Annotated in this window: 21 protein-coding genes, 1 tRNA gene, 2 rRNA genes, 2 pseudogenes and 1 riboswitch (1 of these 27 only partly in view); of the genes and pseudogenes, 16 read left to right on the top strand and 10 right to left on the bottom strand. The window is 59.2% G+C overall.

The features are described 5' to 3' along the window. The 8 genes and pseudogenes from I6L34_RS14515 to I6L34_RS14550 form a co-directional block, all read left to right on the top strand. Positions 1-1315: ribosomal RNA gene (locus I6L34_RS14515) — 23S ribosomal RNA — on the top strand; it begins 1575 nt to the left of the window's first position. A gap of 109 nt (positions 1316-1424) precedes the next feature. Then, positions 1425-1539, top strand: a 5S ribosomal RNA gene (gene rrf, locus I6L34_RS14520). Positions 1540-1634: 95 nt separating this feature from the next. Continuing rightward, a tRNA-Asp gene (locus I6L34_RS14525) sits at positions 1635-1711 on the top strand. Between the two features lie 75 nt (positions 1712-1786). Continuing rightward, a pseudogene (locus I6L34_RS14530) lies at positions 1787-1888 on the top strand (pullulanase); the annotation flags it as partial. Between the two features lie 67 nt (positions 1889-1955). Then, positions 1956-3135: pseudogene (locus I6L34_RS14535) on the top strand (IS3 family transposase). A gap of 214 nt (positions 3136-3349) precedes the next feature. Beyond that, positions 3350-5497, top strand: a complete 2148-nt coding sequence (locus I6L34_RS14540) for an adenosylcobalamin-dependent ribonucleoside-diphosphate reductase (RefSeq protein ID WP_216954888.1) — start codon at positions 3350-3352, stop codon at positions 5495-5497. 10 nt (positions 5498-5507) lie between these two features. Continuing rightward, entirely contained in the window at positions 5508-6191 is a 684-nt protein-coding gene (locus I6L34_RS14545; protein WP_064337293.1) for a hypothetical protein, read from the top strand. A gap of 220 nt (positions 6192-6411) precedes the next feature. Further along, positions 6412-7782 carry a PhoH family protein gene (locus I6L34_RS14550; protein ID WP_005358170.1) on the top strand — a complete coding sequence of 457 codons (1371 nt, stop codon included), beginning with the start codon at positions 6412-6414 and terminating at the stop codon, positions 7780-7782. Positions 7783-7862: 80 nt separating this feature from the next. Here I6L34_RS14550 and thiQ read toward each other — a convergent pair whose 3' ends face one another. From thiQ to thiB, 3 genes are read right to left on the bottom strand one after another with little or no spacing between them, the layout of a single operon-like run. Next, on the bottom strand, positions 7863-8558 hold the full coding sequence (gene thiQ / locus I6L34_RS14555) for a thiamine ABC transporter ATP-binding protein (protein WP_216954889.1): 696 nt from the start codon (positions 8556-8558) through the stop codon (positions 7863-7865). Continuing rightward, positions 8545-10164 (bottom strand): thiamine/thiamine pyrophosphate ABC transporter permease, encoded by a 1620-nt coding sequence (gene thiP / locus I6L34_RS14560; RefSeq protein ID WP_216956925.1) that lies wholly within the window; start codon positions 10162-10164, stop codon positions 8545-8547. Before thiP ends, thiQ begins: the two co-directional genes overlap by 14 nt. Next, on the bottom strand, positions 10161-11141 hold the full coding sequence (gene thiB / locus I6L34_RS14565) for a thiamine ABC transporter substrate binding subunit (protein ID WP_216954890.1): 981 nt from the start codon (positions 11139-11141) through the stop codon (positions 10161-10163). The genes thiP and thiB overlap by 4 nt, the downstream gene beginning before the upstream one ends. A gap of 60 nt (positions 11142-11201) precedes the next feature. Then, positions 11202-11292: riboswitch (TPP riboswitch) on the bottom strand. Positions 11293-11381: 89 nt separating this feature from the next. Between thiB and I6L34_RS14570 the strand changes: the two genes are divergently transcribed. After that, the gene (locus I6L34_RS14570) at positions 11382-11672 is read left to right on the top strand and encodes a PilZ domain-containing protein (protein WP_005339160.1); all 291 of its coding nucleotides are present in this window, start codon (positions 11382-11384) and stop codon (positions 11670-11672) included. 30 nt (positions 11673-11702) lie between these two features. Here I6L34_RS14570 and I6L34_RS14575 read toward each other — a convergent pair whose 3' ends face one another. The 5 genes from I6L34_RS14575 to leuA all read right to left on the bottom strand — a co-directional run bounded on the left by I6L34_RS14575 (position 11703) and on the right by leuA (position 17573). After that, on the bottom strand, positions 11703-12632 hold the full coding sequence (locus I6L34_RS14575) for a transglutaminase domain-containing protein (protein ID WP_139428880.1): 930 nt from the start codon (positions 12630-12632) through the stop codon (positions 11703-11705). A 117-nt stretch (positions 12633-12749) separates the two neighbouring features. Further along, positions 12750-13349, bottom strand: a complete 600-nt coding sequence (gene leuD, locus I6L34_RS14580; RefSeq protein ID WP_216954891.1) for a 3-isopropylmalate dehydratase small subunit — start codon at positions 13347-13349, stop codon at positions 12750-12752. Positions 13350-13361: 12 nt separating this feature from the next. Beyond that, positions 13362-14759, bottom strand: a complete 1398-nt coding sequence (leuC, locus tag I6L34_RS14585) for a 3-isopropylmalate dehydratase large subunit (RefSeq protein ID WP_201942642.1) — start codon at positions 14757-14759, stop codon at positions 13362-13364. 33 nt (positions 14760-14792) lie between these two features. Beyond that, the gene (gene leuB, locus I6L34_RS14590) at positions 14793-15878 is read right to left on the bottom strand and encodes a 3-isopropylmalate dehydrogenase (protein WP_216954892.1); all 1086 of its coding nucleotides are present in this window, start codon (positions 15876-15878) and stop codon (positions 14793-14795) included. Positions 15879-16010: 132 nt separating this feature from the next. Beyond that, positions 16011-17573 carry a 2-isopropylmalate synthase gene (leuA, locus tag I6L34_RS14595; RefSeq protein ID WP_075115362.1) on the bottom strand — a complete coding sequence of 521 codons (1563 nt, stop codon included), beginning with the start codon at positions 17571-17573 and terminating at the stop codon, positions 16011-16013. A 408-nt stretch (positions 17574-17981) separates the two neighbouring features. On the opposite strand from leuA, the gene I6L34_RS14600 reads away from it, so the two are divergent. The 7 genes from I6L34_RS14600 (at position 17982) to I6L34_RS14630 (ending at position 23960) form a co-directional block, all read left to right on the top strand. Continuing rightward, positions 17982-18602, top strand: coding sequence for a TetR/AcrR family transcriptional regulator (locus I6L34_RS14600; RefSeq protein ID WP_005349170.1), 621 nt, complete (start codon positions 17982-17984; stop codon positions 18600-18602). 126 nt (positions 18603-18728) lie between these two features. Beyond that, a complete protein-coding gene (locus I6L34_RS14605; protein ID WP_075115363.1) occupies positions 18729-19232 on the top strand; it encodes a phosphatase PAP2 family protein in 504 nt (167 codons plus the stop codon). After that, the gene (locus I6L34_RS14610) at positions 19229-20338 is read left to right on the top strand and encodes an MJ1255/VC2487 family glycosyltransferase (RefSeq protein WP_005349173.1); all 1110 of its coding nucleotides are present in this window, start codon (positions 19229-19231) and stop codon (positions 20336-20338) included. The genes I6L34_RS14605 and I6L34_RS14610 overlap by 4 nt, the downstream gene beginning before the upstream one ends. A 37-nt stretch (positions 20339-20375) precedes the next feature. Further along, positions 20376-20528 carry a hypothetical protein gene (locus I6L34_RS14615; protein WP_005341188.1) on the top strand — a complete coding sequence of 51 codons (153 nt, stop codon included), beginning with the start codon at positions 20376-20378 and terminating at the stop codon, positions 20526-20528. Positions 20529-20918: 390 nt separating this feature from the next. Further along, complete coding sequence (locus tag I6L34_RS14620) at positions 20919-22637, top strand: acetolactate synthase 3 large subunit (protein WP_043823044.1); 1719 nt, start codon at positions 20919-20921, stop codon at positions 22635-22637. Positions 22638-22728: 91 nt separating this feature from the next. Further along, a complete protein-coding gene (gene ilvN, locus I6L34_RS14625) occupies positions 22729-23223 on the top strand; it encodes an acetolactate synthase small subunit (RefSeq protein ID WP_005311605.1) in 495 nt (164 codons plus the stop codon). 104 nt (positions 23224-23327) lie between these two features. After that, complete coding sequence (locus I6L34_RS14630) at positions 23328-23960, top strand: LysE family translocator (RefSeq protein WP_058057325.1); 633 nt, start codon at positions 23328-23330, stop codon at positions 23958-23960. 160 nt (positions 23961-24120) lie between these two features. On the opposite strand, the gene I6L34_RS14635 is transcribed toward I6L34_RS14630, so the two are convergent. Both I6L34_RS14635 and fis read right to left on the bottom strand, forming a co-directional pair. After that, positions 24121-25002: a DMT family transporter gene (locus tag I6L34_RS14635; RefSeq protein WP_058057215.1), complete on the bottom strand. Its 882-nt coding sequence runs from the start codon at positions 25000-25002 to the stop codon at positions 24121-24123. 112 nt (positions 25003-25114) lie between these two features. Next, entirely contained in the window at positions 25115-25411 is a 297-nt protein-coding gene (gene fis / locus I6L34_RS14640; protein WP_005309538.1) for a DNA-binding transcriptional regulator Fis, read from the bottom strand. Positions 25412-25434 lie beyond the last annotated feature (23 nt).

Consider the following 25434-nt stretch of genomic DNA (forward strand, 5'->3'; position numbering starts at 1 on the left):
TTACAAGTCATCGTACCCCAAACCGACACAGGTGGTCGGGTAGAGAATACCAAGGCGCTTGAGAGAACTCGGGTGAAGGAACTAGGCAAAATAGAACCGTAACTTCGGGAGAAGGTTCGCTCCTGACAGTGAAGTCCCTTGCGGATGGAGCAGTTGGGAGTCGCAGTGACCAGATGGCTGGGACTGTTTATCAAAAACACAGCACTCTGCAAACACGAAAGTGGACGTATAGGGTGTGACACCTGCCCGGTGCCGGAAGGTTAATTGATGGGGTTAGCGCAAGCGAAGCTCTTGATCGAAGCCCCGGTAAACGGCGGCCGTAACTATAACGGTCCTAAGGTAGCGAAATTCCTTGTCGGGTAAGTTCCGACCTGCACGAATGGTGTAACCATGGCCATGCTGTCTCCACCCGAGACTCAGTGAAATCGAATTCGCCGTGAAGATGCGGTGTACCCGCGGCTAGACGGAAAGACCCCGTGAACCTTTACTACAGCTTGGCACTGAACATTGAACCTACATGTGTAGGATAGGTGGGAGGCTTTGAAGGCGTGACGCCAGTTGCGCTGGAGCCGTCCTTGAAATACCACCCTTGTATGTTTGATGTTCTAACGCAGGGCCCTGAATCGGGCTCGCGGACAGTGCCTGGTGGGTAGTTTGACTGGGGCGGTCTCCTCCCAAAGAGTAACGGAGGAGCACGAAGGTTGGCTAATCCTGGTCGGACATCAGGAGGTTAGTGCAATGGCATAAGCCAGCTTAACTGCGAGACGGACAGGTCGAGCAGGTACGAAAGTAGGTCATAGTGATCCGGTGGTTCTGAATGGAAGGGCCATCGCTCAACGGATAAAAGGTACTCCGGGGATAACAGGCTGATACCGCCCAAGAGTTCATATCGACGGCGGTGTTTGGCACCTCGATGTCGGCTCATCACATCCTGGGGCTGAAGTCGGTCCCAAGGGTATGGCTGTTCGCCATTTAAAGTGGTACGCGAGCTGGGTTCAGAACGTCGTGAGACAGTTCGGTCCCTATCTGCCGTGGGCGTTGGATGATTGAAGGGAGTTGCTCCTAGTACGAGAGGACCGGAGTGAACGAACCTCTGGTGTTCGGGTTGTCACGCCAGTGGCACTGCCCGGTAGCTAAGTTCGGAATCGATAACCGCTGAAAGCATCTAAGCGGGAAGCGAGCCCTGAGATGAGTCATCCCTGACCCCTTGAGGGTCCTAAAGGGCCGTTGGAGACCACAACGTTGATAGGTGGGGTGTGTAAGCGCAGTGATGTGTTGAGCTAACCCATACTAATTACCCGTGAGGCTTAACCATACAACACCCAAGAAGTGTTCTAAGGCTTGTAACAGATACCAAGCGAACTACTAATTCAGTGATAATGACCTAGTCGTTATTCACGTCAGCTTTCTAGATTAAGAATTTGCCTGGCGGCCATAGCGCCGTGGAACCACCTGATCCCATGCCGAACTCAGAAGTGAAACGCGGTAGCGCCGATGGTAGTGTGGCATTCGCCATGCGAGAGTAGGACACTGCCAGGCACGCAATTAAACGGTGATGTGAAAACACATAGCCGGCTGCGAGGATGACACCTCAGAAGAAGCGGCAACCAATTTAGCGCAAGCTAACCGAATGCGGAGCGGTAGTTCAGTCGGTTAGAATACCGGCCTGTCACGCCGGGGGTCGCGGGTTCGAGTCCCGTCCGCTCCGCCACTAATTTGAAGGCCTTCCCGATTGGGAAGGCCTTTTTGCTATGGCGGTTTTTGCCCACTGACCCCCAATGTTTCCAACTTTGGCTACAAGAGCCCGAGTGATGGTATTGCCGTGTTGGGTGGTGAGGCGGTGCCGGTCAACCCCTGCTCCAAGTATGAGGACATGAAGTTCTCACCTGTAGTGGTCTAATCATCCCGGAGACCCTTTTAGGTGGTACAGTCGCCACCATGACCTGAGGTGTCCAATGACAAGATTACGTCGCTCATTTACTGCCGAATTCAAACTCGAAGCCGCATCCCTGGTGCTCGACCAGGGATATTCTGTCCCTGAAGCCAGCCGTTCACTGGATGTCGGTGAAACCGTACTGCGCCGCTGGGTTCAGCAACTGCAATCCGAACGCGGTGGTACAACCCCCACCGGAAAAGCACTGACTCCGGAGCAGTAAAAAATTCAGGAGCTGGAAGCCCGCATCAACCGGCTCGAGCGCGAAAAGGACATTCTAAAAAAGGCTACTGCTCTCTTGATGGCGGACGAGTTCACACGTACGCGCTGAATAGACCGATTAAGGGAGCAAGCCCCCATCACCTTGGTCTGCTGCGCTTTCGATGTTCCCACCTTCTGTTTTTACGATTATCTGGCTCGCAGGCGGACGATTAACCGTGAGCGCATGCAGCAACGCTTTGAGTTGCGCCGGTTGTTCAAAGCGAGCCGGAACTCAGCGGGCAGCCGTGCCTTGATGTCGATGATGCGGGAATTGGGGTATCAGATTGGTCGATTCAAAGTACGTAAGCTGATGAAGGAGGGCGGGTTGGCATCCAAACAGCCGGGCGTACACACGTTATAAGGTGGCACGGTCAGAACGACCGAATATACCCAATCTGCTGGCCCGCGAATTTGATGCTCCGCAACCCAATCAGGTGTGGTGTGGTGTGGTGTGGTGTGGCGATATTACCTACATCTGGGCTGGTGGTCGTTGGCATTACCTGGCAGCGGTGCTCGACCTGCATACCCGACGGGTCGTGGGCTGGGCGATATCTGATAAACCTGATGCAGAATTGGCAATCAAAGCACTGGAGATGGCCTATCAGCAGCGGGGTTGCCCATCCGGTGTGCTATTTCACTCCGACCAGGGCAGCCAATATGGTAGCCGGGCATTTCGGCAACGACTGTGGCGTTATCGCATAACCCAGAGCATGAGTCGGCGTGGAAACTGCTGGGATAACGCCCCGATGGAGCGACTGTTCAGGAGCCTGAAGTCAGAGTGGCTGCCGGCTATGGGATATATGAGCTTGCGAGAAGCGAAACGAGATATCAGTTATTACCTGATGGATTACTACAACTGGCGGCGTCCACATTGCCACAATGACGGGATGCCGCCAGCAAAAGCCGAAGATCGGCCTAACCAAGTGTCCGGGTTTAGTTGACCACTACACTCTGCGTGTTAAATCTATCAGCAAATTAATCAGTTAAGTGCCCTGGCCCAGAAATCTGCTGGCCGGGGCATTTTTTTAGGTTAGAATCGGCGCCCTCATGGCATCAGGTGTACTATATGTTGTGCCATTAATTTTAGATGGCACCATTGGTTGTGTTTTCTGCTGTTGTCATGATGTTGATGCATTCACATAAGGTTGATTGAAAATGGCTAAATCGAACCCGGTGCTGGAGAGTGAGCTTGGCTCCCGCCTTATCCCCATGCAGGAAACGTCCCTCGAGATCTGGGATAGCAAGTATCGCCTCAAGAGCAAGGATGGCACTCCCATCGACAGCTCTATTGACGAGACCTTCCAGCGGGTAGCTCGTGCGTTGGCAGAGCAGGAGCTGGAACCGGAGGCCTGGTATGAGCCGTTCCTGTGGGCACTGCGCAATGGGGCCATTCCGGCTGGCCGCATCACCTCTAATGCTGGGGCGTTTGAGCACAAGCCTGCCACTTCAACCATCAACTGTACTGTTTCCGGCACCATCGAAGATTCGATGGACGATATCCTCGGCAAGGTGCACGAGGCCGGTCTGACCCTGAAAGCCGGTTGCGGCATCGGATATGACTTCTCGACCTTGCGCCCGCGCGGGGCCTTTGTCTCCGGTGCCGGTGCTTACACCTCCGGCCCGCTCTCCTTCATGGATATCTATGACAAGATGTGTTTCACCGTCTCGTCAGCCGGTGGTCGTCGCGGCGCCCAGATGGGCACCATGGATATCCGCCATCCCGATGTGATCGAGTTTATTCAGGCCAAGCGCGAAGATGGCCGCCTGCGTCAGTTCAACCTATCGCTGCTCATCACCGAAGATTTCGTCAAGGCGGTGAAAGAGGATGCACCCTGGTCGCTGATCTTCCCCTACACCGCCAAAGAGGTGGAGCAGGATGGCATTGCGCTGGACGAGCCCGCTCAGGTGCTATGGGCCGACTGGCCCAACAAGGAAGGGGTGGTGTTCAACGAGCTGGGGCAGGTCGCCTGTAAGGTCTACAAGACCATGCCCGCCCGCAAGCTGTGGAATGTCATCATGACCTCCACCTATGACTATGCAGAGCCCGGTTTCATCCTGATCGACAAGGTCAACCAGATGAACAACAACTGGTTCTGTGAAGAGATCCGCGCGACCAACCCCTGTGGCGAGCAGCCGCTGCCGCCTTACGGTGCCTGTCTGCTGGGTTCGGTCAATCTAACCAAGTTTGTGCGCGACCCTTTTACTGAAAACGCTGCGTTCGATTGGCAGGCGTTTCGCAAGGTGGTAGCCATCTTCACCCGCATGCTCGACAACGTGGTGGAGATCAACCAGCTGCCGCTAGCCAAACAGCGCGAGGAGATCACAGCCAAGCGCCGTCACGGCATGGGTTTCCTGGGGCTTGGTTCGACCCTCACCATGCTGCAGATCAAGTACGGCTCTGCCGCGTCCGTCGCCTTTACCGAGCAGGTATCCCAGGAGCTGGCGATGACCGGCTGGCAGGAGTCCCTGCGTCTGGCCAAGGAGAAAGGCTCTGCCCCCATCATGGAGCAGGAGTTTGAAGTGACTGGCAAGATGCTGCGTCTGCGCCCGGAAATGGCGGCTGATGGCATCAAGGTGGGTGACAAGGTGAAGGGCAAGGTGCTGCATGCGCGTTATAGCCGCTATATGCAGCAGGTTGCCGAGGTAGATCCTGCGCTGGTCGCCGAGCTGGCCGAAGTGGGTGGGCGTTTCACTCACCACAGCAGTATTGCGCCTACCGGCACCATCTCGCTGTCACTGGCCAACAACGCCAGCAACGGCATCGAGCCGAGCTTTGCTCACCACTACAGCCGCAACGTCATCAAGCCGGGCAAGAAGAGCAAGGAGAGCGTGGATGTCTACTCCTTCGAGCTGCTGGCCTATCGCGAGCTGGTGAATCCATCCGCCATGCCCTATGCCGATGATGAGGCGAGTCGTCTGCCGGACTACTTCATTACTGCTGATGACATCACCCCGGCGCAACATGTGGACATTCAGGCGGCGGCCCAGCGCTGGATCGACTCCTCCATCTCCAAGACTGCCAACGTGCCGACTGATTTCCCGTTCGAGCAGTTCAAGGACATCTACATGTATGCCTCGGACTCCGGCCTCAAGGGCTGCACCACCTTCCGCTTCAATCCGGAGGCCTTCCAGGGCGTGCTGGTGAAGGAGAAGGATCTGGAGAACACCCTGTACGATTTCACCCTGGAGGATGGTTCCGTCATCTCCGTCAAGGGGAATGAAGAGATCGAATACGATGGCGAGCTGCATACGGCTGCCAACCTCTATGACGCCTTGAAAGAAGGCTATTACGGTAAATTCTGAGAACGACATTATGGTCAAGAAGATCGACAAGAAAATCGTCGCCTACAAGGTGCGTACCAAGGATGAGCCGCAAGAAGATCTCTCTGTGCAGGATGACGTAGTGCATATGCACGAAACCGTGCTGCGCCCGGAGCGGCTGATGGGCACCACCTACAAACTGAAGACGCCGGAGCATGTCTCCGAGCACTCACTGTTCATCACCATCAACGACATCATTCTCAACGAGGGCACGGTTCACGAAACTCGCCGTCCGTTCGAGATTTTCATCAACTCCAAGAGCCTGGAGCACTATCAGTGGATCGTGGCGCTGACCCGCATCATCTCGGCGGTATTCCGCAAGGGTGGGGATGTCACCTTCCTGGTCGAGGAGCTGCGCTCGGTGTTTGATCCCAAGGGCGGATACTGGAACAAGGGCAAGTATGTGCCGTCGCTGATCGCCGAAATTGGCAACGTGATCGAGAGCCATCTCACCGAGATCGGCATGCTCAAGGCGCCGGGACTGGATGAGCATCAGCAGGCATTTCTGGCCGAGAAGCAGGCCGAGCTGAAAGCCGCTCAGGAGGCTGAAGAGCAGCAGGCGAGCAGTGGTTTTCCGGCCAATGCCGCGCTCTGCTACAAGTGCCACACCAAGGCGCTGGTGCTGAAGGATGGCTGCATGACCTGCCTCAACTGCGGCGACTCCAAGTGCGGCTGACAGACAGGCCCAAGTAGTTGAACGATAGAGAAAAGACCGGCCACAGTGCCGGTCTTTTTATTGCTGTTTTTATGCGCAATCAAATCAGACGGCCCAGTGATTTGTTGCGCGATAGTAAAATCGGGCGTAGCGTTGAGGGTAATAAAACTGTCACGGCCGTGTGGTTTCAATGACATCTGAGATTCACACACGTGGCCCTTCAGTGCCAAGGAGGATGCTTATGGACAATACGGACCGAAAGCTGTTTATCCTGGATACCAACGTTCTGCTTCACGAACCCCTCGCTATCTACTCCTTCAAAGAGCACGACGTGCTCATCCCCATGACGGTGCTGGAAGAGCTCGATAACATCAAGGATCGCAACAAGGATGTCAGCCGCGACGCGCGGGTGGCCATTCGTGCGCTGGAAGATGTGTTCCGCGATGCAACCCCGGATCAGATCACCCAGGGCGTGCCGCTGGCTGGCGAAGCGAGCGGCAATATCTGCATCTTCAGCGATCACCATCTGCCGCAGGATGCCGAGGTTTTTACCGACAAGGAGGCCGACAACCGCATCATCAACGCGGCCCTCTATCTGCAAAAGCACGAGTTGAAGCGTCAGGTGGTGCTGGTCACCAAAGACATCAACATGCGCCTCAAGGCCAAGGGGGCCGGGCTTGCTCACGTTGAAGATTACCGTAGTGACCAGCTGATCGACGATATTCGCCTGCTGGCCAAGGGCTTTCAGGTGGTGCCCGGCAGCTTCTGGGAGCGGGTTGGCGAGTGCGAGAGTGAGACCCATGGCCGCGACACCATCCATGTGATCGATGCCAATCTGCTGGAAGGGGTTCATGTAAACCAGTATCTGGTGGATGAAGAGAATTTCTTCGCCGCCCGGGTGCTCAGCCACGATGGCAACAAGATTCGCATCAAGGATCTGGGCCGCGAGCGGCTGATGTCCCGCAAGGCGTGGGGTGTCCATCCCAAGAATGTCTATCAGGGGATGGCGCTGGATGCACTGCTCGATCCACACATCGATCTGGTGATCCTGACCGGCCCGGCGGGTTGCGGCAAGACCTTGCTGGCCATGGCTGCTGCGCTGGAGTTGGTGATTGAGAAGGGCATTTACGAGAAGGTGATCGTCACCCGAAATACCCCGGAAATTGCCGAAAGCATCGGTTTCCTGCCCGGCACCGAAGAGGAGAAGATGATGCCCTGGCTGGCGGCGGTAACCGACACCCTGGAGGTGCTGCACAAGCAGGACGAGAACATGAGCGGCTCGCTCAGCTACATCATGGAGAAGGCCAATATCCAGTTCAAATCGGTCAACTTCATGCGCGGGCGCAGCATCCAGAACACCTTCGTATTGCTGGATGAGTGCCAGAACCTGACGGCTTCCCAGATCAAGACCATCATTACCCGTTGCGGCGAGGGCACCAAGATCGTCTGCTCCGGTAACCTGGCCCAGATCGACTCCAACTACCTGAGTCCGGTGACCTCGGGTCTGACCTACATTGTCGAGCGTTTCAAGGATTTTGACGGCAGTGCCAATATCTTCCTCAATGGCGTGGTACGTAGCCGACTGGCCTCCTTTGCCGAGGAGAACCTCTGATTTCACCCAATATGTTTGCATGAAAAGGGGAAGCCAATCGGCTTCCCCTTTTTGATCTCGGCACAGTCTTGGGCCAAGGGCTATTGGCCAAGGTAGCGCAGCAGCCCCGGGTGGTTGCTGTTTTGCAGAATATCCGGTTTGCCTTGCAGGGCGATGCGCCCCTCGTCGACAAACAGCACCTGATCGGCGATAAGCTGGGCATCCTCCGGATTGTGGGAAACCATCAACACGGTAATGCCCTGTTCGCAGGCGAGGCGCGCCACTTCGGCCAGCATCTCCCGGCGCAGGGCGGGATCGAGGGCAGAGAAGGGCTCATCCAGCAGCAGCAGCGGTTTGCCGCGCACCAGCGCACGGGCCAGCCCGACCCGCTGCTGCTGGCCGCCGGAGAGCTGTTCAGGCAGGCGGCTTAGCATCTCGCCAAGACCAACCCGTGCGGCTGCATCGATCACCTGTGCCCGCTGGGCGGCACTCAGGCGTAGACCCGGGTGTAGGCCGATAGCGATATTGTCGAACACCGACAGGTGCAGGAACAGGTTGTGATCCTGAAACAGGGTGGTGACTGGCCGCTCGGCTGGCCCCAGCGGCAGCAGATCTTCACCATCGAAGCTGAGGCTGCCTGACTCCACCGGCACGAAACCGGCGATCATTCCGAGCAGGGTCGACTTGCCTGCGCCGCTTGGGCCGATCAGTGCGGTGATCTCCCCCTTGGGCAGCTTCGCGTTGAAGCTGACGCGCCAGTCGGGGTAGCTGGTCACCAGCGTATCAATGTTCAGCATGTTTTCCTCCAAGCCCCCGCTCCACCAGCCAGAACAGGGAGAAACAGAGTGTCAGCAGCAGCAGAGCGGTGGCTGCTGCCTCGGTCAATCGGTAGCTGCCGAGCTGCTGGTAGAGCAGCCAGGGCAGAGTGGTGAGCTCCTGACTGCCAAACATGGCAATGGCGCCAAGATCCCCCAGCGAGAGGATCATCGACAGCGCCATCGCCAGTGCCAGCGGGCGGCGCAGCAGCGGCCACTCCACCAGCCGCAGGCGATGCAGGCCGCGTACCCCCAGACTGTCCGCCAGCCGATCGTATTGGCGCACCACCAGTTGCATGGGGGCGGAGAGGGTGCGCATCACATAGGGCAGCGCCATCAGGGCGTTGACCAGTACTACCAGCCAGGGGCCGAGGGCGAACACGTCGGCAAAGGGCATAAACAGGATGAAGAGACCGGTAGAGAGCACCACCGCCGGGATCATCAGGATCATCGAGCCGCTGGCCTCCCACAGGGCCGCAGCGCGCCGCTGGCGGGTGCGCACCTTGAGGTGACGGCTGGTGAGCAACAGGCCGCTGCCAAGCAGGGTTGCAAGGGTGCCCGCCGCCAGCGCAATCAGCAGCGACTGGCCGCTCGCCTGCCACAGTTTGGCGGAAGTGAGCGCCGTCAGCAGGCCGGGGTGAAGGCCCGCCACCACGATAGCCAGCAACGGTGGCAGAAAGATGGCGAGCCCGATACCGAGCGAGAGCAGATCCACCACGGCCGTTCCCGGCTGATGGCGATCCGGCCGCAGACAGGGACGACGAGGCGTCACCCGACTGGCCGGGGTGCTCTGCAGCTTGTGTTGCAGGGCGAGCAGGGCGGCGGTCAGGATCAGCTGCACCAGCGCCAGTCCGCCTGCGGTGGCGAGATCGAAGTCAAAGCGCAGCGCCTGATAGACGGCCACCTCCAGCGTGGTGGATTTCGGGCCGCCGCCCAGCGCCAGCACTGTGGTGAAGCTGGTGAAGCAGAGCATGAAGATAAGGCTGGCCAGCCCCGGCAATATGCCGCGAATAAGCGGCCACTCCAGCAGCCGAAAGATGTGGGATGAGCGCATGCCGAGCTGGCTGGCGAGGCGCCAGCTCGATTCGGGGATGCTCTCTATGCTCTGCAACATCAGGCGTGCCGCCAGCGGCATATTGAAGAAGACGTGGGCCAGCAGGATACCGAACAGGCCGTAGAGATAGTTGCCGGGATCCAGCCCCAGTGAGCGCAACAGTTGCGGCAGCCACCCCTGTTTGCCGTGTACCGCTACTATGCCGAAGATGGCGATGATGACCGGCAGCACCAGCGAGAGGCCAAACAACTTGATCAGCAGGGTTCGGCCAATGAAACGGCGCCGCGCCAATGCACGGGCCACCGGAATGGCCAGCCCCAAGCTCAGCAAGGTGGAGAGCAGTGCCTGCCCCAGACTGAAGCCCAGCACATGACGCAGATAAGGATCTGCGAACAGGGTGCGGGGTGCCAGCGAACCGGCCTGCCACAGCAGGGCCGCGAGCGGCCCGAGGGATAACAGCAGGATCAGCAGGGTGGCTGCACTGCCCGGCAGCCACCAGAGGGGACGAGCCTGTGGTTTCAGATAACGGCTCACTGGGTGACGGCTTGCAGCCACTCGCGGATCCACCCTTTGCGATTGGCGGCCACCTCATCGCTGCTGAAGGCGAGCGGCTTGGTTACGGTGATCATCTGCTCGAAGCCCTTGGGCAGCGGCGTGTCGATAACCGGATACATCCAGTTGCCGGTCGGGATTTCCTGCTGGAAGGCGGGGCTTACCATAAATTGCAGGAACTGGTCAGCCAGCTTCTCCTGTTTGGCGCTCTTCAGCTTGGCGGCCACTTCCACCTGACGGTAGTGGCCCTCTTCAAACGCCGCAGCCTGATACTGGGGCTTGTTCTCGGCAATCAGGTGATAGGCCGGAGAGGTGGTGTAGGAGAGCACCATGTCCGCTTCGCCATCGAGGAACATGCCATAGGCCTCTGACCACCCCTTGGTGACGGTGACCGTCTTTTTGGCAAGCTCGGCCCAGGCGGCAGGCGCCTTGTCGCCGTAGACAGACTTCATCCACAGCATCAGCCCCTGCCCCGGGGTGGAGGTGCGGGGATCCTGATAGATCACCTTGAGGTCGGGACGCTCCACCAGCTCTTTCAGGCTCTTGGGCGGCTGCTTGAGTTTGTCTTTGTCATAGACGAAGGCAAAGTAGCCGTAGTCGTAGGGGACGAAGGTGTCATCCTGCCAGCCACCCGGCACCTTGATGCCATCCAGCTTGGCGGGATGGGGGGCGAACAGACCGCTCTGCTTGGCTTCGCTGATGAGGGCATCGTCGAGCCCCAGCACCAGATCAGCCTTGCTGTGGTTGCCCTCCAGCCGCAGCCGGTTGAGGATGGCGACCCCATCTTCGAGGGGAACCAGATTGAGGGTGCAGCCGCACTCTTTCTCGAAGGCCTGTTTGATCTTGGGCCCCGGACCCCACTCGGCAGTGAAAGAGCTGTAGGTGTAGACGGTGAGGGTGTCAGCGGCGAACACATTGGCCGACAGCAGGCAGGTGGTGACCAGCAGCAGGGTCTTCATGGGTGGCACTCCCTATTACTTGTTAATAACGAGGTGCCAGCGGGTGAGGGCGCAAAAAATGAGCGCCATGCCTCAAATTCCTCCGCCAGCATTATCTGGATCAGGTACACGGGTATAATCTCAGCGGTAAACCGCACCCCGTTTGAGAAACGAACCGCATTGTATTAACGTTCTTTTGGGTAGACCAGCACAATTGTGCAATACCCATGAGATGACGCCCACCCAACAGAGGATGTTCGCGTGCTTACCAATACCAAGGAAAGGCGTGCCTTTGCGCGCATGGTCATCAATGCTCCGGTCACCGTCTATCAGCAGCAGCTGGTGCTGGAGGGGATCTGCCGGGATCTCAGTGCCAACGGCATGGGGATTGCGGTCTCTGAACACCAGCTCGACATCAATCAGCCCATCCGGATCAGTCTTGCCACCAACAACAACCTGTTGCCCCCCTTTGAAGCCCATGCCCGTATTATCCGAGTGCTGGAGGAGGAGAGCGGGTTGCTGCTGGCGGTGGAGTTTCTGCCTCAGGGTTAATCCTCTCTCCTCATCGGCAGAGGGAGGGGGTTAGCCTTTTTCCTGAACCGGTTGCACACTCAACTGCTTGCTATCGACCAGCGTTTTGCTGGTCGATGCTATTTGGCCTGCAGGCAAGGTAGCGGGACCGGTAGGTTCGAGCAGCAGGTAGTTTTGTCCCTGCCAGTTGAGGGTCACATCCCCCGGCTTGGCGGGCAGGTCAACGGCCAGCAGGGCATGGCCGGGGACGAACACCATGGCCTGTTTCAGCTCGGGAAAGAGCTGAGCCAGCATGGCAGCCATCAGGGTTACCTTGCTGTCGCAATCACCCCGGTTCTGCTCCAGCACCTGACGGGGAGATAGAAATCCCTTGCCCTGCCTGCCGTTCAGGCTGTCGAGCTGCTGATAGGGGATGCTCTGGATAAAGGTGAGCATATGGGCCACGGTCTTCTGGCGCGCTTCCGTTTCTGTGCTGCCCTGCTGCTTGAGTTGATCCGCCAGCGGAGCCAGCCCGCTGCGACTCTCCAGCGCTATGCGCACATGATCCTGCTTCACTGCCAGCTGCCCGTCGGGGGTGTTGAAGTACTGGAAGTAGTGTTTGGTCAGCCACGCCTGCTCCTCTTTGCTCCGCTTGGACTGCAGAAAGGCCATCGCCTCGCGCGCCTTGTCCTGATTGCGGCTTTTCAGATGCAGCTCCAGCGAGGGACGGGCGAGGGTGAACTGCACCTCGGGGTAGTTCTGGCGCACCTCCCGCAGCAACACCTGCAACACCTCCTCCTGCATTCTCGCCGGGCGATAGGCGATGAGGGGCGGCAACTTGCCCTGTTCGAGCCGGTAGGTGAGCTGTTGGGGTTTGCCTTCGCTATCTTGCCAGCCGACGCTGATCTGGCCGAGGCTGTTGTTGAAGCTGGTTTGATTGGCCCCCGCAGGCAGGGCAAGCAGCAGGGCACAGAGCAGAGGGATTGCCGTCGGTCTCTTCATCATCCTTTCCTGTGGCACGGGCCAGTTCCGGTGGCCCAAAGTGGGAAGCGTCGCGGACAGTAAAACAGGGAGCCGAAGCTCCCTGTTGATTCTACTCGTTTTTTTGCAACTGGCGCGTTAAATCCAGCTCGGCTGCTTCGCCTCAAAAGCGCTGATGGCGGCCTCGTGCTGCAGGGTCAGACCGATGGCATCCAAGCCGTTGAGCAGACAGTAACGGCGGAATTCATCGATCTCGAAACCGAAGCAGAGGCTATCTGCGCGCACCTGATTCGCTTCCAGATCCACCTCGATCTCGATGCCCGGCTGGGCGGCCACCAGCTGGAACAGGGTATCGACCTCCTCCTCCTTCAGGCGCACCGGCACCATGCCATTGTTGATGGCGTTGCCGTAGAAAATGTCGGCAAAGCTCGGGGCTATGATGGTCTTGAAGCCGTAGTCGGCCAGCGCCCAGGGGGCGTGCTCGCGGCTCGACCCGCAGCCGAAGTTCTCGCGGGCCAGCAGAATGCTGGCACCGGCGAATTGCGGCTGGTTGAGTACAAACTCGGGGTTGGGCTGCTGGCCGGCATCGTCGAGGAAGCGCCAGTCGTGGAACAGGTGCTTGCCAAAACCGATGCGGTTTACTTTTTGCAAAAATTGTTTGGGAATGATGGCGTCGGTGTCGACGTTGGCGCTGTCGAGGGGGACGACGATCCCTTTATGCTGTTTGAATCCTGTCATCGAAATGTCCTCTTACAGTGCACGAATGTCGGCGAAGCGGCCGGTGACGGCGGCGGCGGCGGCCATGGCCGGACTCACCAGATGGGTGCGGCCGGCGCGGCCCTGACGTCCTTCGAAGTTGCGGTTGCTGGTGGAGGCGCAGCGCTCCCCCGGTTGCAGCCGGTCGTTGTTCATGGCCAGGCACATGGAGCAGCCGGGCAGGCGCCACTCAAAGCCAGCCTCGATGAAGATCTTGTCCAGACCCTCGGCTTCGGCTTGTGCCTTCACCTGCTCGGAGCCCGGCACCACCAGCGCCTGCACGCCAGCGGCCACCTTGCGACCGCGGGCGATGGCGGCGGCGGCGCGCAGATCCTCGATGCGGCTGTTGGTGCATGAACCGATGAATACCTTGTCGATGGCAACGTCGGAGAGCTTCTGGCCCGGTTGCAAATCCATGTAGGCGAGCGCCTTGCGGGCGGATTGCTGTTCCATCAGATCGCTGAAGGATTCCGGTGCCGGAATGGGCTCATTGACGGCAATCACCTGGCCCGGGTTGGTCCCCCAGGTGACCTGGGGGGCGATATCGGCGGCATCCAACACTACTTCGGCATCGAAGTGGGCACCTTCATCGCTCTTGAGGCTCTGCCAGTAGGCGATGGCCTGCTCCAGTGCCTCGCCCCTGGGGGCGAATTCCTTGCCACGGATATAGTCGATGGTGGTCTGGTCGGGGGCAATCATCCCCGCCTTGGCGCCCAGCTCGATGGCCATGTTGCACACCGTCATCCGCCCTTCCATGGTGAGCCCTTCGATGGCCTCGCCGGCGAACTCCACTACGTAGCCGGTACCACCGGCATGGCCGACCTTGCCGATGATAGCCAGCACCACGTCCTTGGCGCTGATGCCCTCGGCCAGCTTGCCGTTGACCGAAATGCGCATGGTTTTGGCGCGGCCCTGTTTCAGGGTCTGGGTCGCCATCACATGTTCCACTTCGGAAGTGCCGATGCCGAAGGCCAGCGAGCCGAAGGCGCCGTGGGTGGCGGTGTGGGAGTCGCCGCAGACGATGGTGGTGCCGGGCAGGGTAATGCCGAGCTCGGGGCCCATCACATGGACGATCCCCTGATATTTGTGGTTCAGATCGTAGAGGCGAACCCCGAACTCCTTGCAGTTGTCCGCCAGCGTCTCCATCTGGATGCGGGCCATCTCGCCGGAGGCGGCGATGTCCTTGGTGGTGGTGGAGACGTTGTGATCCATAGTGGCCCAGGTCAGGTCCGGGCGACGCAGCTGGCGGTTCATGGCGCGCAGGCCGTCGAATGCCTGCGGGCTGGTCACTTCATGCACCAGATGGCGGTCGATGTAGATGAGGGGGGTCTCCCCTTCCACTTCCCGTACCACGTGGGCGTCGAATACTTTCTGATAGAGGGTCTTGGCCATTGCTTCTCTTTTCCTTGTTATCTGTTCTTTAGCTCAGATCCGGGCGGCGATCTGGCTGCCCATCTCGGACGTGCTCTGCACCGGATGGCGGGCGCTGGCCTGATGCAGGTCGGCGGTGAAGTAACCCTCGGCCAGGGTCTGGGCCACGGCCTGCTCGATGGCCTGGGCGGCAGCCTCCTGGCCCAGGCTGTAGCGCAGCATCAGGGCGGCGGAGAGGATCTGGGCGATGGGGTTGGCGATCCCTTTGCCTGCGATATCCGGGGCCGAACCTCCGGCCGGTTCGAACAGGCCGAAACCCGATTCGTTGAGGCTGGCAGAGGGGAGCAGCCCCATGGAGCCGGTGATCATGGCGCACTCGTCGGAGAGGATGTCACCGAACAGGTTGGAGCAGAGCAGCACGTCGAACTGGGAGGGATCCTTGATGAGCTGCATGGTGGCGTTGTCGATATACATATGATTCAGTTCGACGTCGGGATAATCCTTGGCCACTTGCGTCACCACCTCGCGCCACAGGATGGAGGAGGCGAGCACGTTGGCCTTGTCGATGGAGGTGACCTTGGCCTTGCGCACGCGAGCCGATTCGAACGCTATCTTGGCGATGCGCTCGATTTCGAAGCGGTGGTACACCTCGGTGTCGAACGCCTTCTCGTTCGCTCCTTCTCCCTCGCGCCCCTTGGGTTGGCCAAAGTAGATGCCGCCGGTCAGCTCGCGCACACAGGCGATGTCAAAACCGCGATCGGAGATATCGGCGCGCAGGGGTGAGAACTGCTCCAGACCGGTGTAGATGCGGGCCGGACGCAGGTTGCAGAACAGTTTGAAGTGAGCGCGCAGGGGCAGCAGGGCACCACGCTCCGGCTGATCGTTGGGCGGCAGATGCTCCCATTTCGGGCCACCGACCGAGCCGAACAGCACGGCATCGGATGCTTCGCAACCCGCGATGGTGCTCTGCGGCAGCGGGGTGCCATGGTTGTCGATGGCAATACCGCCCACATCAAAGTGCTGATAGTCGAGGGAGAAGCCGAATTTAGCCTGTACTTTTGCCAGCACCTTGACGGCCTCGGCCATCACTTCCGGGCCAATGCCGTCACCCGGCAATACTGCGATCCGATAACTGCTCATACACTCTCCATCCTGATATTGTCTTTGAGATCCTTCTGTCCGGTTTCCCCAACGCTGCGCGCGGTTGCCGGTTCAGACGTTCCCCGTCCTGATGTTGTCATTCCATGCCGTCTGTGTGGCTGCGAGTCCTGCTCAGACGGTTTCTGATTTGATGCTGTTATTGCGTTCCATCTGCTCGGCTACCTGATCGGCGCGCCAGATGCTGTTGATCACATGGAGCAGGGCATGGGCCGAGGATTCGATGATGTCGGTAGCCAGCCCCATGCCGTGGAATTTGCGCCCCTTGTACTCGGCGACGATATCGACCTGACCGAGGGCATCTTCCCCTTCGCCCTTACTCTTGAGGGCATATTTGTCGATGCGGATCTCATAGCCGGTGATGCGGTTGATGCACTGGTAGACCGCATCCACCGGGCCATTTCCGGTGGCCGCTTCACAGATCAGATCCTGCCCCACTTTCAATTTGACCGAGGCGGTGGCCAGTACCGAGCTGCCGCTCTGCACCCCGAGGTACTCCAGCTTGAAGTGCTCCGGCTCCTCGTGGATCTGGCTGAAGAAGGCCAGCGCTTCGAGGTCGTAGTCGAATACCTGCCCCTTCTTGTCGGCCAGGGTCAGGAACTTGCCGTAGAGGTGGTCGAGGTCGTAGCTGCTCTCGGCGTAGCCCATGGACTCCATCCGGTGCTTGATGACGTGACGGCCGGAGCGGGAGGTCATATTGAGGTTGTTCTGGGTCAGGCCAATGCTCTCGGGAGTGATGATTTCGTAGGTATTTTTCGCCTTGAGCACCCCATCCTGATGGATGCCGGAGCTGTGGGAGAAAGCGTTGGCCCCGACGATCGCCTTGTTGGGTTGCACCGGCATGTTGCAGAGCTGGCTGACCAGCGTGCTGGTGCGATGAATTTCGCTGTGGCGGATATTGGTTTGCACCCCGAGCAGGTCGGCGCGGGTTTTGAGGATCATCGCTACCTCTTCCAGCGAGCAGTTGCCCGCCCGCTCGCCGATGCCGTTGATGGTGCACTCGATCTGGCGGGCCCCCATCTGCACCGCGCCGATGGAGTTGGCCACCGAGAGCCCCAGATCGTCGTGGCAGTGCACCGAGATGATGGCCTTGTCGATGTTGGGTACCCGGTTGAACAGGGTGTGGATGATGCCGGAGAATTCGGTCGGCACCGTGTAGCCCACGGTGTCAGGAATGTTGATGGTGCGGGCGCCGGCCTTGATGGCGGCTTCCACCATGCGGCACAGGTTATCGATCGGCGTGCGGCCCGCATCCTCGCAGGAGAACTCCACGTCATCGGTGTAGCGCAAGGCGTGCTTGATGGCGCCGACCCCCATCTCCAGCACATCCTCGAAGCTCTTTTTCAGCTTGCTCTCCACATGGATGGAGGAGGTGGAGATAAAGGTGTGGATGCGAAACGCCTCTGCCACTTTCAAGGCTTCGCCGGCGGCGTCGATATCCTTGGGCAGGGCGCGGGCGAGGGCGCAGACTCGGCTGTTCTTGATGTGGCGGGCGATGGTCTGCACCGATTGAAAATCGCCGGGAGAAGAGACCGGGAAGCCCACCTCTATGACGTCGACACCGAGCCGTTCCAGTGCCTGGGCGATCTGCAGCTTCTCCTTGACAGTCAAACTGGCCGCCAGGGCCTGCTCACCATCACGCAAGGTGGTGTCGAATATGATGACCCGATCTGACATGTGACTTCCCTCTTCCTAAGTTCGGTAACGTGCATCCTGCGGCGGCATAAAAAAACCCGTGCAGGGTGCACGGGTTTTTGTAAATTCCGGCTATGCCTTAGCCCGGCTACAAGGATCCCGCGCGAGTTAACGCGATTAGGGAGATTAGTAGTAGCGGGGTGGCGATATGCATGACGTTGTTATTCCTTCCAGTCGATAACGCTTTTACCAATATCGAGATTTTTATGCTGTGTCAACACGGAAGGTCAGGGGCAATCTGCTGACGTATTTAATCGGATTGTAAAGGATTGCAAATTTCCTTGTCCCATATTCGGCCCATGACCGATTATCTGGTCATTCCTGCTGTGCTCTATTCTCTGCACAACCAGATCGACTTATCAGCATTGGCTGAATTATCTGAGGTGTTAAATGGAAAAACGTAGACCTGGTCGTCCGGTCGGACGTTCTGACATTCGTGACAAGTTGCTTGCTGCCGCCCGTGAGCGTTTTCTCAATACTCCCTATAGCAAGGTGACTACACGCGAAATCGCGGAGCTTGCTGGCTCCAATCTGGCAATGATCCACTACTACTTCGGCAGTAAAGAGGGTCTTTACAAAGCGGTGCTGGGCGATGTCGCCGAGCCCCTCGACCATGCCTGGCAAGATGAACACAGCAATCACAGCCTCAACGAGCTGCTCAACACCTACTATCAGGTGATGGCGCCCAACAGCGAGCTGACCTCGGCCATCTCCAGCGCATTGTCAACCGAGAAGAGCCCGGGCCGGGATTTTGTGCTGAACCGCCTGCTGGAACGTCAGCTGCCGCAGTTCGATGCCCTGCTGGAAACCATGAAGTCCAACGGTGAGCTGGGTGACAACCTGGATCCCGACATGCTGAAGATCTCCTTCCTCAGCATGATGTGGCAGCCGTTCGTGATGAAAGATCTCTACGAGCAGGTGTTTGGCCTGAAAGTGGATGAGCACTTTATGGCCCGTCTGGCGGACCACAACTGCCGTCTGATGGAGACCGGTCTGCGCGGCAGCCACTGATTTTGCTGCAACATCGAGATTAAAAAGGGCCATTCGGCCCTTTTTTCATAAATCTGTTATCCCTTGTTCAACGTAACGTCATCCCGCTTTCTTACTCTGCAAGCAGAATTCAGGGAAGGAGGGGATATGAACAAGATCCAGCAATGGGACCTGCAGGTGTGCCGGGTCTGCCTGCTTCACGGCTACAACCGGCAGCAGGCGAGGGTGAGTCGTCTCATTTCCCGCACCGGCGATGGCCCGCTTTACGCTGTGCTGGCCGCCTTGCTCTGGTGGCAGGGGGAGGCAGAGCGGGAGCTGGTGCGACTGGCGCTGCTCGCCTTCGCCATCGAACTGCCCCTCTATCTGCTGCTGAAAAACAGCCTGAAACGGCAACGGCCGGTCGGCTTGCCGGTCTTCATCACTCCTTCCGATCGTTACAGCCTCCCCTCCGGCCACACCGCTGCCGCTTTTCTGATGGCCACCATACTGGCCTCCGGCTTTCCGCTCTGGGCGCCCCTGCTGTTTGGCTGGGCGGCGCTGGTGGGGGCATCCCGGTTGCTGCTCGGGGTACACTACCTGAGCGATCTGGTTGCCGGTGCCCTGCTGGGTGGCGGTTGCGCCGTGCTGGCGCTCAGCTGGAGCCACTCATGAGGATACTGTTCGGGGTGCAAGGCACCGGCAACGGTCATATCAGTCGCAGTCGCACCCTGGCGCGGGCGCTGCGCACGGCAGGGGTCGAGGTGGATTATCTCTTCAGCGGTCGCCCCGCCGACCGCTACTTCGACATGGAGGAGTTTGGCGCCTACCGCGCCTTTCCCGGCCTCACTTTTGTCAGTCACGAGGGGCGAGTTTCTCCGTGGCGCACCCTGCAAGCCGCCTCGCCGCTCACCTTCTGGCGGGATCTGCGGTCTCTCGATTGCAGCGAATACGATCTGGTGGTGAGCGATTTTGAGCCACTCACCGCCCACGCTGCCCGCCGCTATGGCAAGCCGAGCCTCACCGTCAGCCATCAGGCCAGCTTCAACTGGCCCATTCCGCGCTGGGGGGAGGATGGGGTCAGCCGCCAGCTGATGCGCCACTTTGCCCCGGTGGATCAGCCGCTCGGGCTGCACTGGTTTCACTTCGGTCACCCCTTGTTGCCGCCGGTGATCGACCCTATCGCCGCTGCGCCGGATAACGGCGAGATCCTGGTCTATCTGCCGTTCGAGCAGACCGAGGCGATCGCCGCCCTGTTGTCGCGTTTTGGTCAGCAGCGCTTCGTCTGCTTTCACCCTGCCATTCGCACCCCCAGCCAATGGCGCAACCTGCGCTTCGAACCGCCATCGCGGCACGGATTTATCGCCGTGCTGGCCGGTTGTCGCGGCGTTATATCCAACGCGGGTTTCGAGCTGGCTTCCGAGGCGCTCACCCTCGGCAAGAAGCTGTTGGTCAAGCCCCTCGGCGGCCAGTTCGAGCAGCTGACCAATGGCAAGACTTTGGAGATGATGGGGCTGGCGACCCTGATGGATGTGCTCGATGCCAATCTGGTGCGTACCTGGCTCGACAGCGCCTCGCCGGGGGCGGTCTGTTACCCCGATGTAGCAGGGGAGCTGGCCCGCTGGCTGGCGGCGGGCGCTGACGAGAGCGTGGCCTCTCTGTCACGTCGGCTCTGGGCTCGCACTCTGTTTCCGGAAGAGGTGAGTGATCGCCTGAGCGAGCTGGATGGGGGCGACTGTTTATCCAGTTGCTGGTTATCGCAAGTGAGCGTTGTTGACTAGACTGAAAGGCGATCCCACCAAGGAGAGGACGGAGCAAATGCGCTTTACCAATGAAAACGGCGAAGTCATGAACCTGGCTGACAATCTCACCCTGCACGAGTTGCTTGATATGGGTGTCAGCATTTCGGTCAGTGAAGAGACCGATCCGGATCAGCAGATCTGGCTGGCTGAGCCGGATCAGGACAACTGATTCATCATTCGGCATCAAGCCCACCGCTGAGCGGTGGGCTTTTTTGTGGCTGTTTTTCCCCTCTGCGGAATGATCCGCTGGCCATTCCCCGACTTCCTTCCCTTTTGTCTCATGGTCGCTGCGGCAAGTCATTGAATGTTAATAGCCGGTTGAAATGTATGACTGTTCTGGTCAGATAAAGCCGTGGACAAGCGTTATGAAGCGGGTTAAGTTGGTTTTTCACCCTATTTTCGGGTGAATGACGGAAAAATCCTTTTTTTCTACTGTCGACGGGGCTGAATTGGACCGATCTGCATTCAGATAACAACAAGAAACGGAGCGGGCCGTGCCGGGAAGCACGGCATCGTCGGCGGGATTCGCTAAACGGAGCAAAGCCTGGAGGGCTTTATCATGGAGATGTTATCAGGCGCCCAGATGGTGGTTAGAGCGCTGGAAGATCAGGGAGTTGAGCACGTCTTCGGCTACCCTGGTGGCTCAGTGCTCGACATCTATGACGCTCTCTTCGAAAACGGCAAGATGGAGCATGTCTTGGTGCGGCACGAGCAAGCCGCGGTTCACATGGCTGACGGTTACGCACGTTCCACCGGCAAGGTGGGGACTGTGCTGGTAACGTCGGGCCCGGGAGCGACCAACTGCATTACCGGTATTGCCACCGCCTATATGGATTCCATTCCGCTGGTGATCCTCTCCGGCCAGGTGCCGACCAGCATGATCGGTGAGGATGCGTTCCAGGAGACCGACATGATCGGTATCTCCCGCCCGGTGGTGAAGCACAGCTTCCTGTGCAAGAAGGCGAGCGATATCCCTGAGGCCATCAAGAAGGCCTACTACATTGCCGCCAGCGGCCGCCCGGGGCCTGTGGTGGTGGATCTGCCCAAAGATGTGCAGAACCCGAAAGAGAAATTCCCCTACCAGTATCCCGAGACGGTCTCCCTGCGCTCCTACAACCCGACCAAGTCTGGCCATAAAGGGCAGATCAAGCGGGCAGCCAAGCTGCTGGTGGATGCCCAGCGCCCGGTGATGTACGTGGGCGGCGGCGCTATCAATGCCAATGCGGACCATCTGGTGACCAAGCTGGCGGAGCTGCTGAATCTGCCGGTGACCACCACCCTGATGGGGCTGGGGGCCTTCTCCGGTGTCCATCCGCAATTTATCGGCATGCTGGGGATGCACGGCACCTTCGAAGCCAACAAGACCATGCACAACGCGGATCTCATCTTCGCTGTCGGTGCCCGCTTCGATGACCGCGTCACCAACAACGTGGCCAAGTTCTGCCCCAATGCCACCGTGGTTCATATCGATATCGACCCCACCTCCATCTCCAAAACGGTGCAGGCCCATGTGCCCATCGTCGGCTCGGTGGAAACCGTGCTGGAGCAGATGCTGGAAGTGATCCGCGAGTGTGGCTTCGATAACGACAAGGAGGCGCTGGCGGACTGGTGGAGCCAGATCAACCAGTGGCGCTCCCGTCACTGTCTGGCCTACGAAAAGTCGGCTACCCAGATCAAGCCGCAACAGGTTATCGAGACCCTCTACAAGGTAACTCAGGGTCAGGCGTTCGTTGCCTCCGACGTGGGCCAGCACCAGATGTTTGCTGCCCTCTACTACCCGTTTGCCAAACCGCGCCAGTGGATCAACTCAGGGGGCCTCGGCACCATGGGCTTTGGTATTCCGGCCGCCATGGGGGCCCAGTTTGCCAACCCGGATGCGGTGGTCTGCTGCGTCACCGGCGATGGCTCGGTGCAGATGAACATTCAGGAGCTCTCCACCTGCATGCAGTACGGGGTGCCCATCAAGATCATCTCCATCAACAACCGTGCGCTGGGCATGGTCAAGCAGTGGCAGAAGATGTTCTACGGCGGTCGTCACAGCCACTCCTACATGGAGTCGCTGCCGGACTTCGTCAAACTGGCGGAAGCCTACGGCCACGTCGGTATCGCGGTGAGCGATCCGGCCGAGCTGGAGAGCGCCATGGAGAAAGCCTTCGCCATGAAGGATCGGCTGGTGTTCATGGATATCTCGGTCGACCCGGATGAGCACGTCTATCCGATGCAGATCAAGTTTGGCGCCATGGACGAGATGTGGCTGAGCAAGACGGAGAGAACCTGACGATGGAACATATTATTTCGGTCGTGCTCAAGGAGCTCAAGTTTGGTTCCATCAAGGACGAGATGTGGCTGAGCAAGGCGGGGGAAATATCATGAGACACATCATTTCAGTACTGCTGGAGAACGAATCCGGCGCCCTGAGCCGGGTGGTGGGTCTCTTCTCCCAGCGCGGCTACAACATCGAGACCCTGACGGTGGCGCCGACCGAGGATCCCACCCTGTCGCGCATGACCATAGTCACCATGGGTGACGAGCGGGTGCTGGAGCAGATCCAGAAGCAGCTGCACAAGCTGGTGGATGTGCTCAAGGTGTGCGACTTGAGCGAAGGGGAGCATATCGAGCGGGAGATCGCGCTGGTCAAGGCGCGCGCCGCCGGTGGAGCCCGTGACGAGCTGAAACGGCTGGCGGATATTTTCCGTGGCCAGATTGTCGACGTCACCCCCGAGCAGTACACGGTACAGCTGGTGGGTACCAGCGAGAAGCTGGATGCCTTTATCAAGACTGCCGCCCAGACCAACGAGATCATCGAAGTGGTGCGCTCCGGCGTCTGCGGTATCTCCCGGGCGGACAAGGCGCTGCGGCCCTGATGGCTGGCGGGACAGCTGATGACTCGTCAGCTGCCGCAGAGTGAAAGGAAAGAGGGCTCTGCGGAGCCCTCTTTGTTTGGTTTTGCTTTACGAGGGTAGGGATGATGTTCGGTATTCATGATCTTGCTCTGTTTATGGTCTCGGGGCTGCTGCTCAATATCATGCCGGGGCCCGACTCCCTGCTGGTCATGCTGCGCAGCGGTTCGCAAGGGTGGCGTGCCGGTTCGGTCGCGACCCTTGGCATCGGCACTGGTGTCATGGTGCATGTGTTGGCGGCGGCCCTCGGTCTGTCGGCCCTGCTCAGTGCCTCGGCCGAGTTGTTTGCCCTTATCAAGCTGGCTGGCGCCATCTACCTGATCTATCTGGGGTTCTCCCTGCTGCGCCAGCAAACGACGGGGACAATGGAGAGAGGGATCACCTTGCCCGCCCTATCCTATGGCCAGATTTATCGGCAGGGAGTGCTGACCAATGTGCTCAACCCCAAGGTGGCGCTCTTTTTTCTCGCCTTCGTGCCCCAGTTCATCGCGCCGGATGCCCCCGACAAGGCGCTCGCTTTTATCCTGCTTGGCTGCATCTTCAATCTGGGCGGCATCATCTGGTGTCACCTGCTGGTCTTTACCACCGTCTATGCCAGCCACAAGGTTCGGTTGTCGCAGCGTCTCGGTCGCTGGCTCAACCGGGGCATCGGCACCCTGTTTGTCGGGCTCGGGATCAGGCTGGCTTTTTCAAGCCGCTAACTGGCTGCCAAGGGGCGTTCAAGAAGGGAGCTGGCGCACAGGGCCGAGTCGAGAGCATGGCCCAACCAGTTCGCCGTGACAATGCAACAAAAGGGGCTTGCAACTGCAGGCCCCTTTTCGTTGGTTGTTTCATCTGCATAGAGGCGTTTGCAGTGGGGAGCTAGCGTGCCGGTTTCAGCGTGCGACTGCGCAGCAGCAGGGGGAGCTGGTAGAGCACCAGGGCGCCGAGTACCAGTCCGGCACCGGCCAGTTTGGCGCTGCCGAGGGGTTCGTCGTAGAAGAGGGTGCTCAGCAGCAGAGTCCAGACCGGTTCCAGCAGCATCATCAGGGCGGCGTGGGCAGTGGTCATCTTGCTCAACGCATGAGTGAGCAGCCAGTAGCGCAATGTGGTGGCGATCAAGACGCTCGCCGCAAACCAGCCCCAGATGCCGTGGCTGACTCCAGCCTCGGGCCACTGTTCGGTCAGCAGGGAGAGCAGGGTGCCGAGCAGGCCGGTCATCGCCAGCTGGATGCAGGTGAGCCAGGTAGGGGCAATGGATTGGGCGAAGTGGCGATGGACGGCAAGCTGGATGCCGAGGGTGGTGGCCGCTGCCAGAAACCAGAACAGCGAGAGCGACACGCCCCAGTGGGTACTGCTGGAGAGCAGCAGCAAACCGGCGATGGCGATGGGCAGGGTGAGCCAGTAGTGGCGGCCGGGCTTGGCCCGAAAGGCTGCCCAGGCGGCCAGTGGGGCCATCAGGGTCGCGACGCTCATGATAAAGGCGCCGCTGCCCAGCGCATCGCTCTGGCTGATGGCAGTGACCCACAGCAGCAGGCTGGCACCGAGCAATGTGCCGCAACCGCTAGCCCGCACCAGTTGGGCGCGAGTCGGCGGCGGCTCATGCAGCCAGGCTAAGGGGAGCAACAGCAGCGCGGCCAGCAGGAAGCGGCTGCCGATAAAGGCGGCAGGGGGCAGTTCGCGGATCGCCTCTTTCGAAAAGAGCCAGCCGGCAGCGGCCAGCAGGGTGACCAGTACCATCAGCAGCAGGGGAGTGCGGTTCATCGGGGTCGCCATGGTGAAATGGATGGGAGAGCATAAAGGAAAGGCGCCAGGTATTGCTACCTGGCGCCTTTCGCATCTGCCTTGAACCGCCGTCGCGGCTCGCGGCCAGCAATCAGTTCATGCCGTAACGCTTGAGCTTCTTGCGCAGGGTGCCACGGTTGATACCCATCATCACGGCAGCGCGAGTCTGGTTACCACGGGTGTACTGCATGATCACGTCCAGCATCGGCGCTTCGACTTCGGAGAGAACCATATCGTACAGATCAATCACTTCCTGACCGTTCAACTGGGCCAGGTAGTTACGCAGGGCCTGTTGCACAGAGTCACGCAGGGGGCGCTGGGTCGGCTCGGCAGCGTGATTGTGAGTAGTTGTTACCAATGCATCAGAAGTCAGGGTTTGTTCGAACATATTCGGTCGGCTCTTTAGTTATC

It is taken from the genome of Aeromonas sp. FDAARGOS 1404, assembly GCF_019047085.1.
Lineage (GTDB): Bacteria > Pseudomonadota > Gammaproteobacteria > Enterobacterales > Aeromonadaceae > Aeromonas > Aeromonas veronii.

Bases quoted from the DNA above. Each gene is read 5' to 3' on its own strand.
- I6L34_RS14615 (WP_005341188.1), top strand. From the start codon at position 20,376: ATGCGCTTTACCAATGAAAACGGCGAAGTCATGAACCTGGCTGACAAT.
- leuC (WP_201942642.1), bottom strand. From the start codon at position 14,759: ATGGCCAAGACCCTCTATCAGAAAGTATTCGACGCCCACGTGGTACGG.
- I6L34_RS14600 (WP_005349170.1), top strand. From the start codon at position 17,982: ATGGAAAAACGTAGACCTGGTCGTCCGGTCGGACGTTCTGACATTCGT.
- I6L34_RS14575 (WP_139428880.1), bottom strand. From the start codon at position 12,632: ATGAAGAGACCGACGGCAATCCCTCTGCTCTGTGCCCTGCTGCTTGCC.
- ilvN (WP_005311605.1), top strand. From the start codon at position 22,729: ATGAGACACATCATTTCAGTACTGCTGGAGAACGAATCCGGCGCCCTG.
- thiQ (WP_216954889.1), bottom strand. From the start codon at position 8,558: ATGCTGAACATTGATACGCTGGTGACCAGCTACCCCGACTGGCGCGTC.
- fis (WP_005309538.1), bottom strand. From the start codon at position 25,411: ATGTTCGAACAAACCCTGACTTCTGATGCATTGGTAACAACTACTCAC.
- leuB (WP_216954892.1), bottom strand. From the start codon at position 15,878: ATGAGCAGTTATCGGATCGCAGTATTGCCGGGTGACGGCATTGGCCCG.
- I6L34_RS14540 (WP_216954888.1), top strand. From the start codon at position 3,350: ATGGCTAAATCGAACCCGGTGCTGGAGAGTGAGCTTGGCTCCCGCCTT.
- I6L34_RS14610 (WP_005349173.1), top strand. From the start codon at position 19,229: ATGAGGATACTGTTCGGGGTGCAAGGCACCGGCAACGGTCATATCAGT.
- thiB (WP_216954890.1), bottom strand. From the start codon at position 11,141: ATGAAGACCCTGCTGCTGGTCACCACCTGCCTGCTGTCGGCCAATGTG.
- leuD (WP_216954891.1), bottom strand. From the start codon at position 13,349: ATGACAGGATTCAAACAGCATAAAGGGATCGTCGTCCCCCTCGACAGC.
- I6L34_RS14620 (WP_043823044.1), top strand. From the start codon at position 20,919: ATGGAGATGTTATCAGGCGCCCAGATGGTGGTTAGAGCGCTGGAAGAT.
- I6L34_RS14635 (WP_058057215.1), bottom strand. From the start codon at position 25,002: ATGAACCGCACTCCCCTGCTGCTGATGGTACTGGTCACCCTGCTGGCC.
- I6L34_RS14545 (WP_064337293.1), top strand. From the start codon at position 5,508: ATGGTCAAGAAGATCGACAAGAAAATCGTCGCCTACAAGGTGCGTACC.
- I6L34_RS14630 (WP_058057325.1), top strand. From the start codon at position 23,328: ATGTTCGGTATTCATGATCTTGCTCTGTTTATGGTCTCGGGGCTGCTG.
- I6L34_RS14605 (WP_075115363.1), top strand. From the start codon at position 18,729: ATGAACAAGATCCAGCAATGGGACCTGCAGGTGTGCCGGGTCTGCCTG.
- leuA (WP_075115362.1), bottom strand. From the start codon at position 17,573: ATGTCAGATCGGGTCATCATATTCGACACCACCTTGCGTGATGGTGAG.
- I6L34_RS14550 (WP_005358170.1), top strand. From the start codon at position 6,412: ATGGACAATACGGACCGAAAGCTGTTTATCCTGGATACCAACGTTCTG.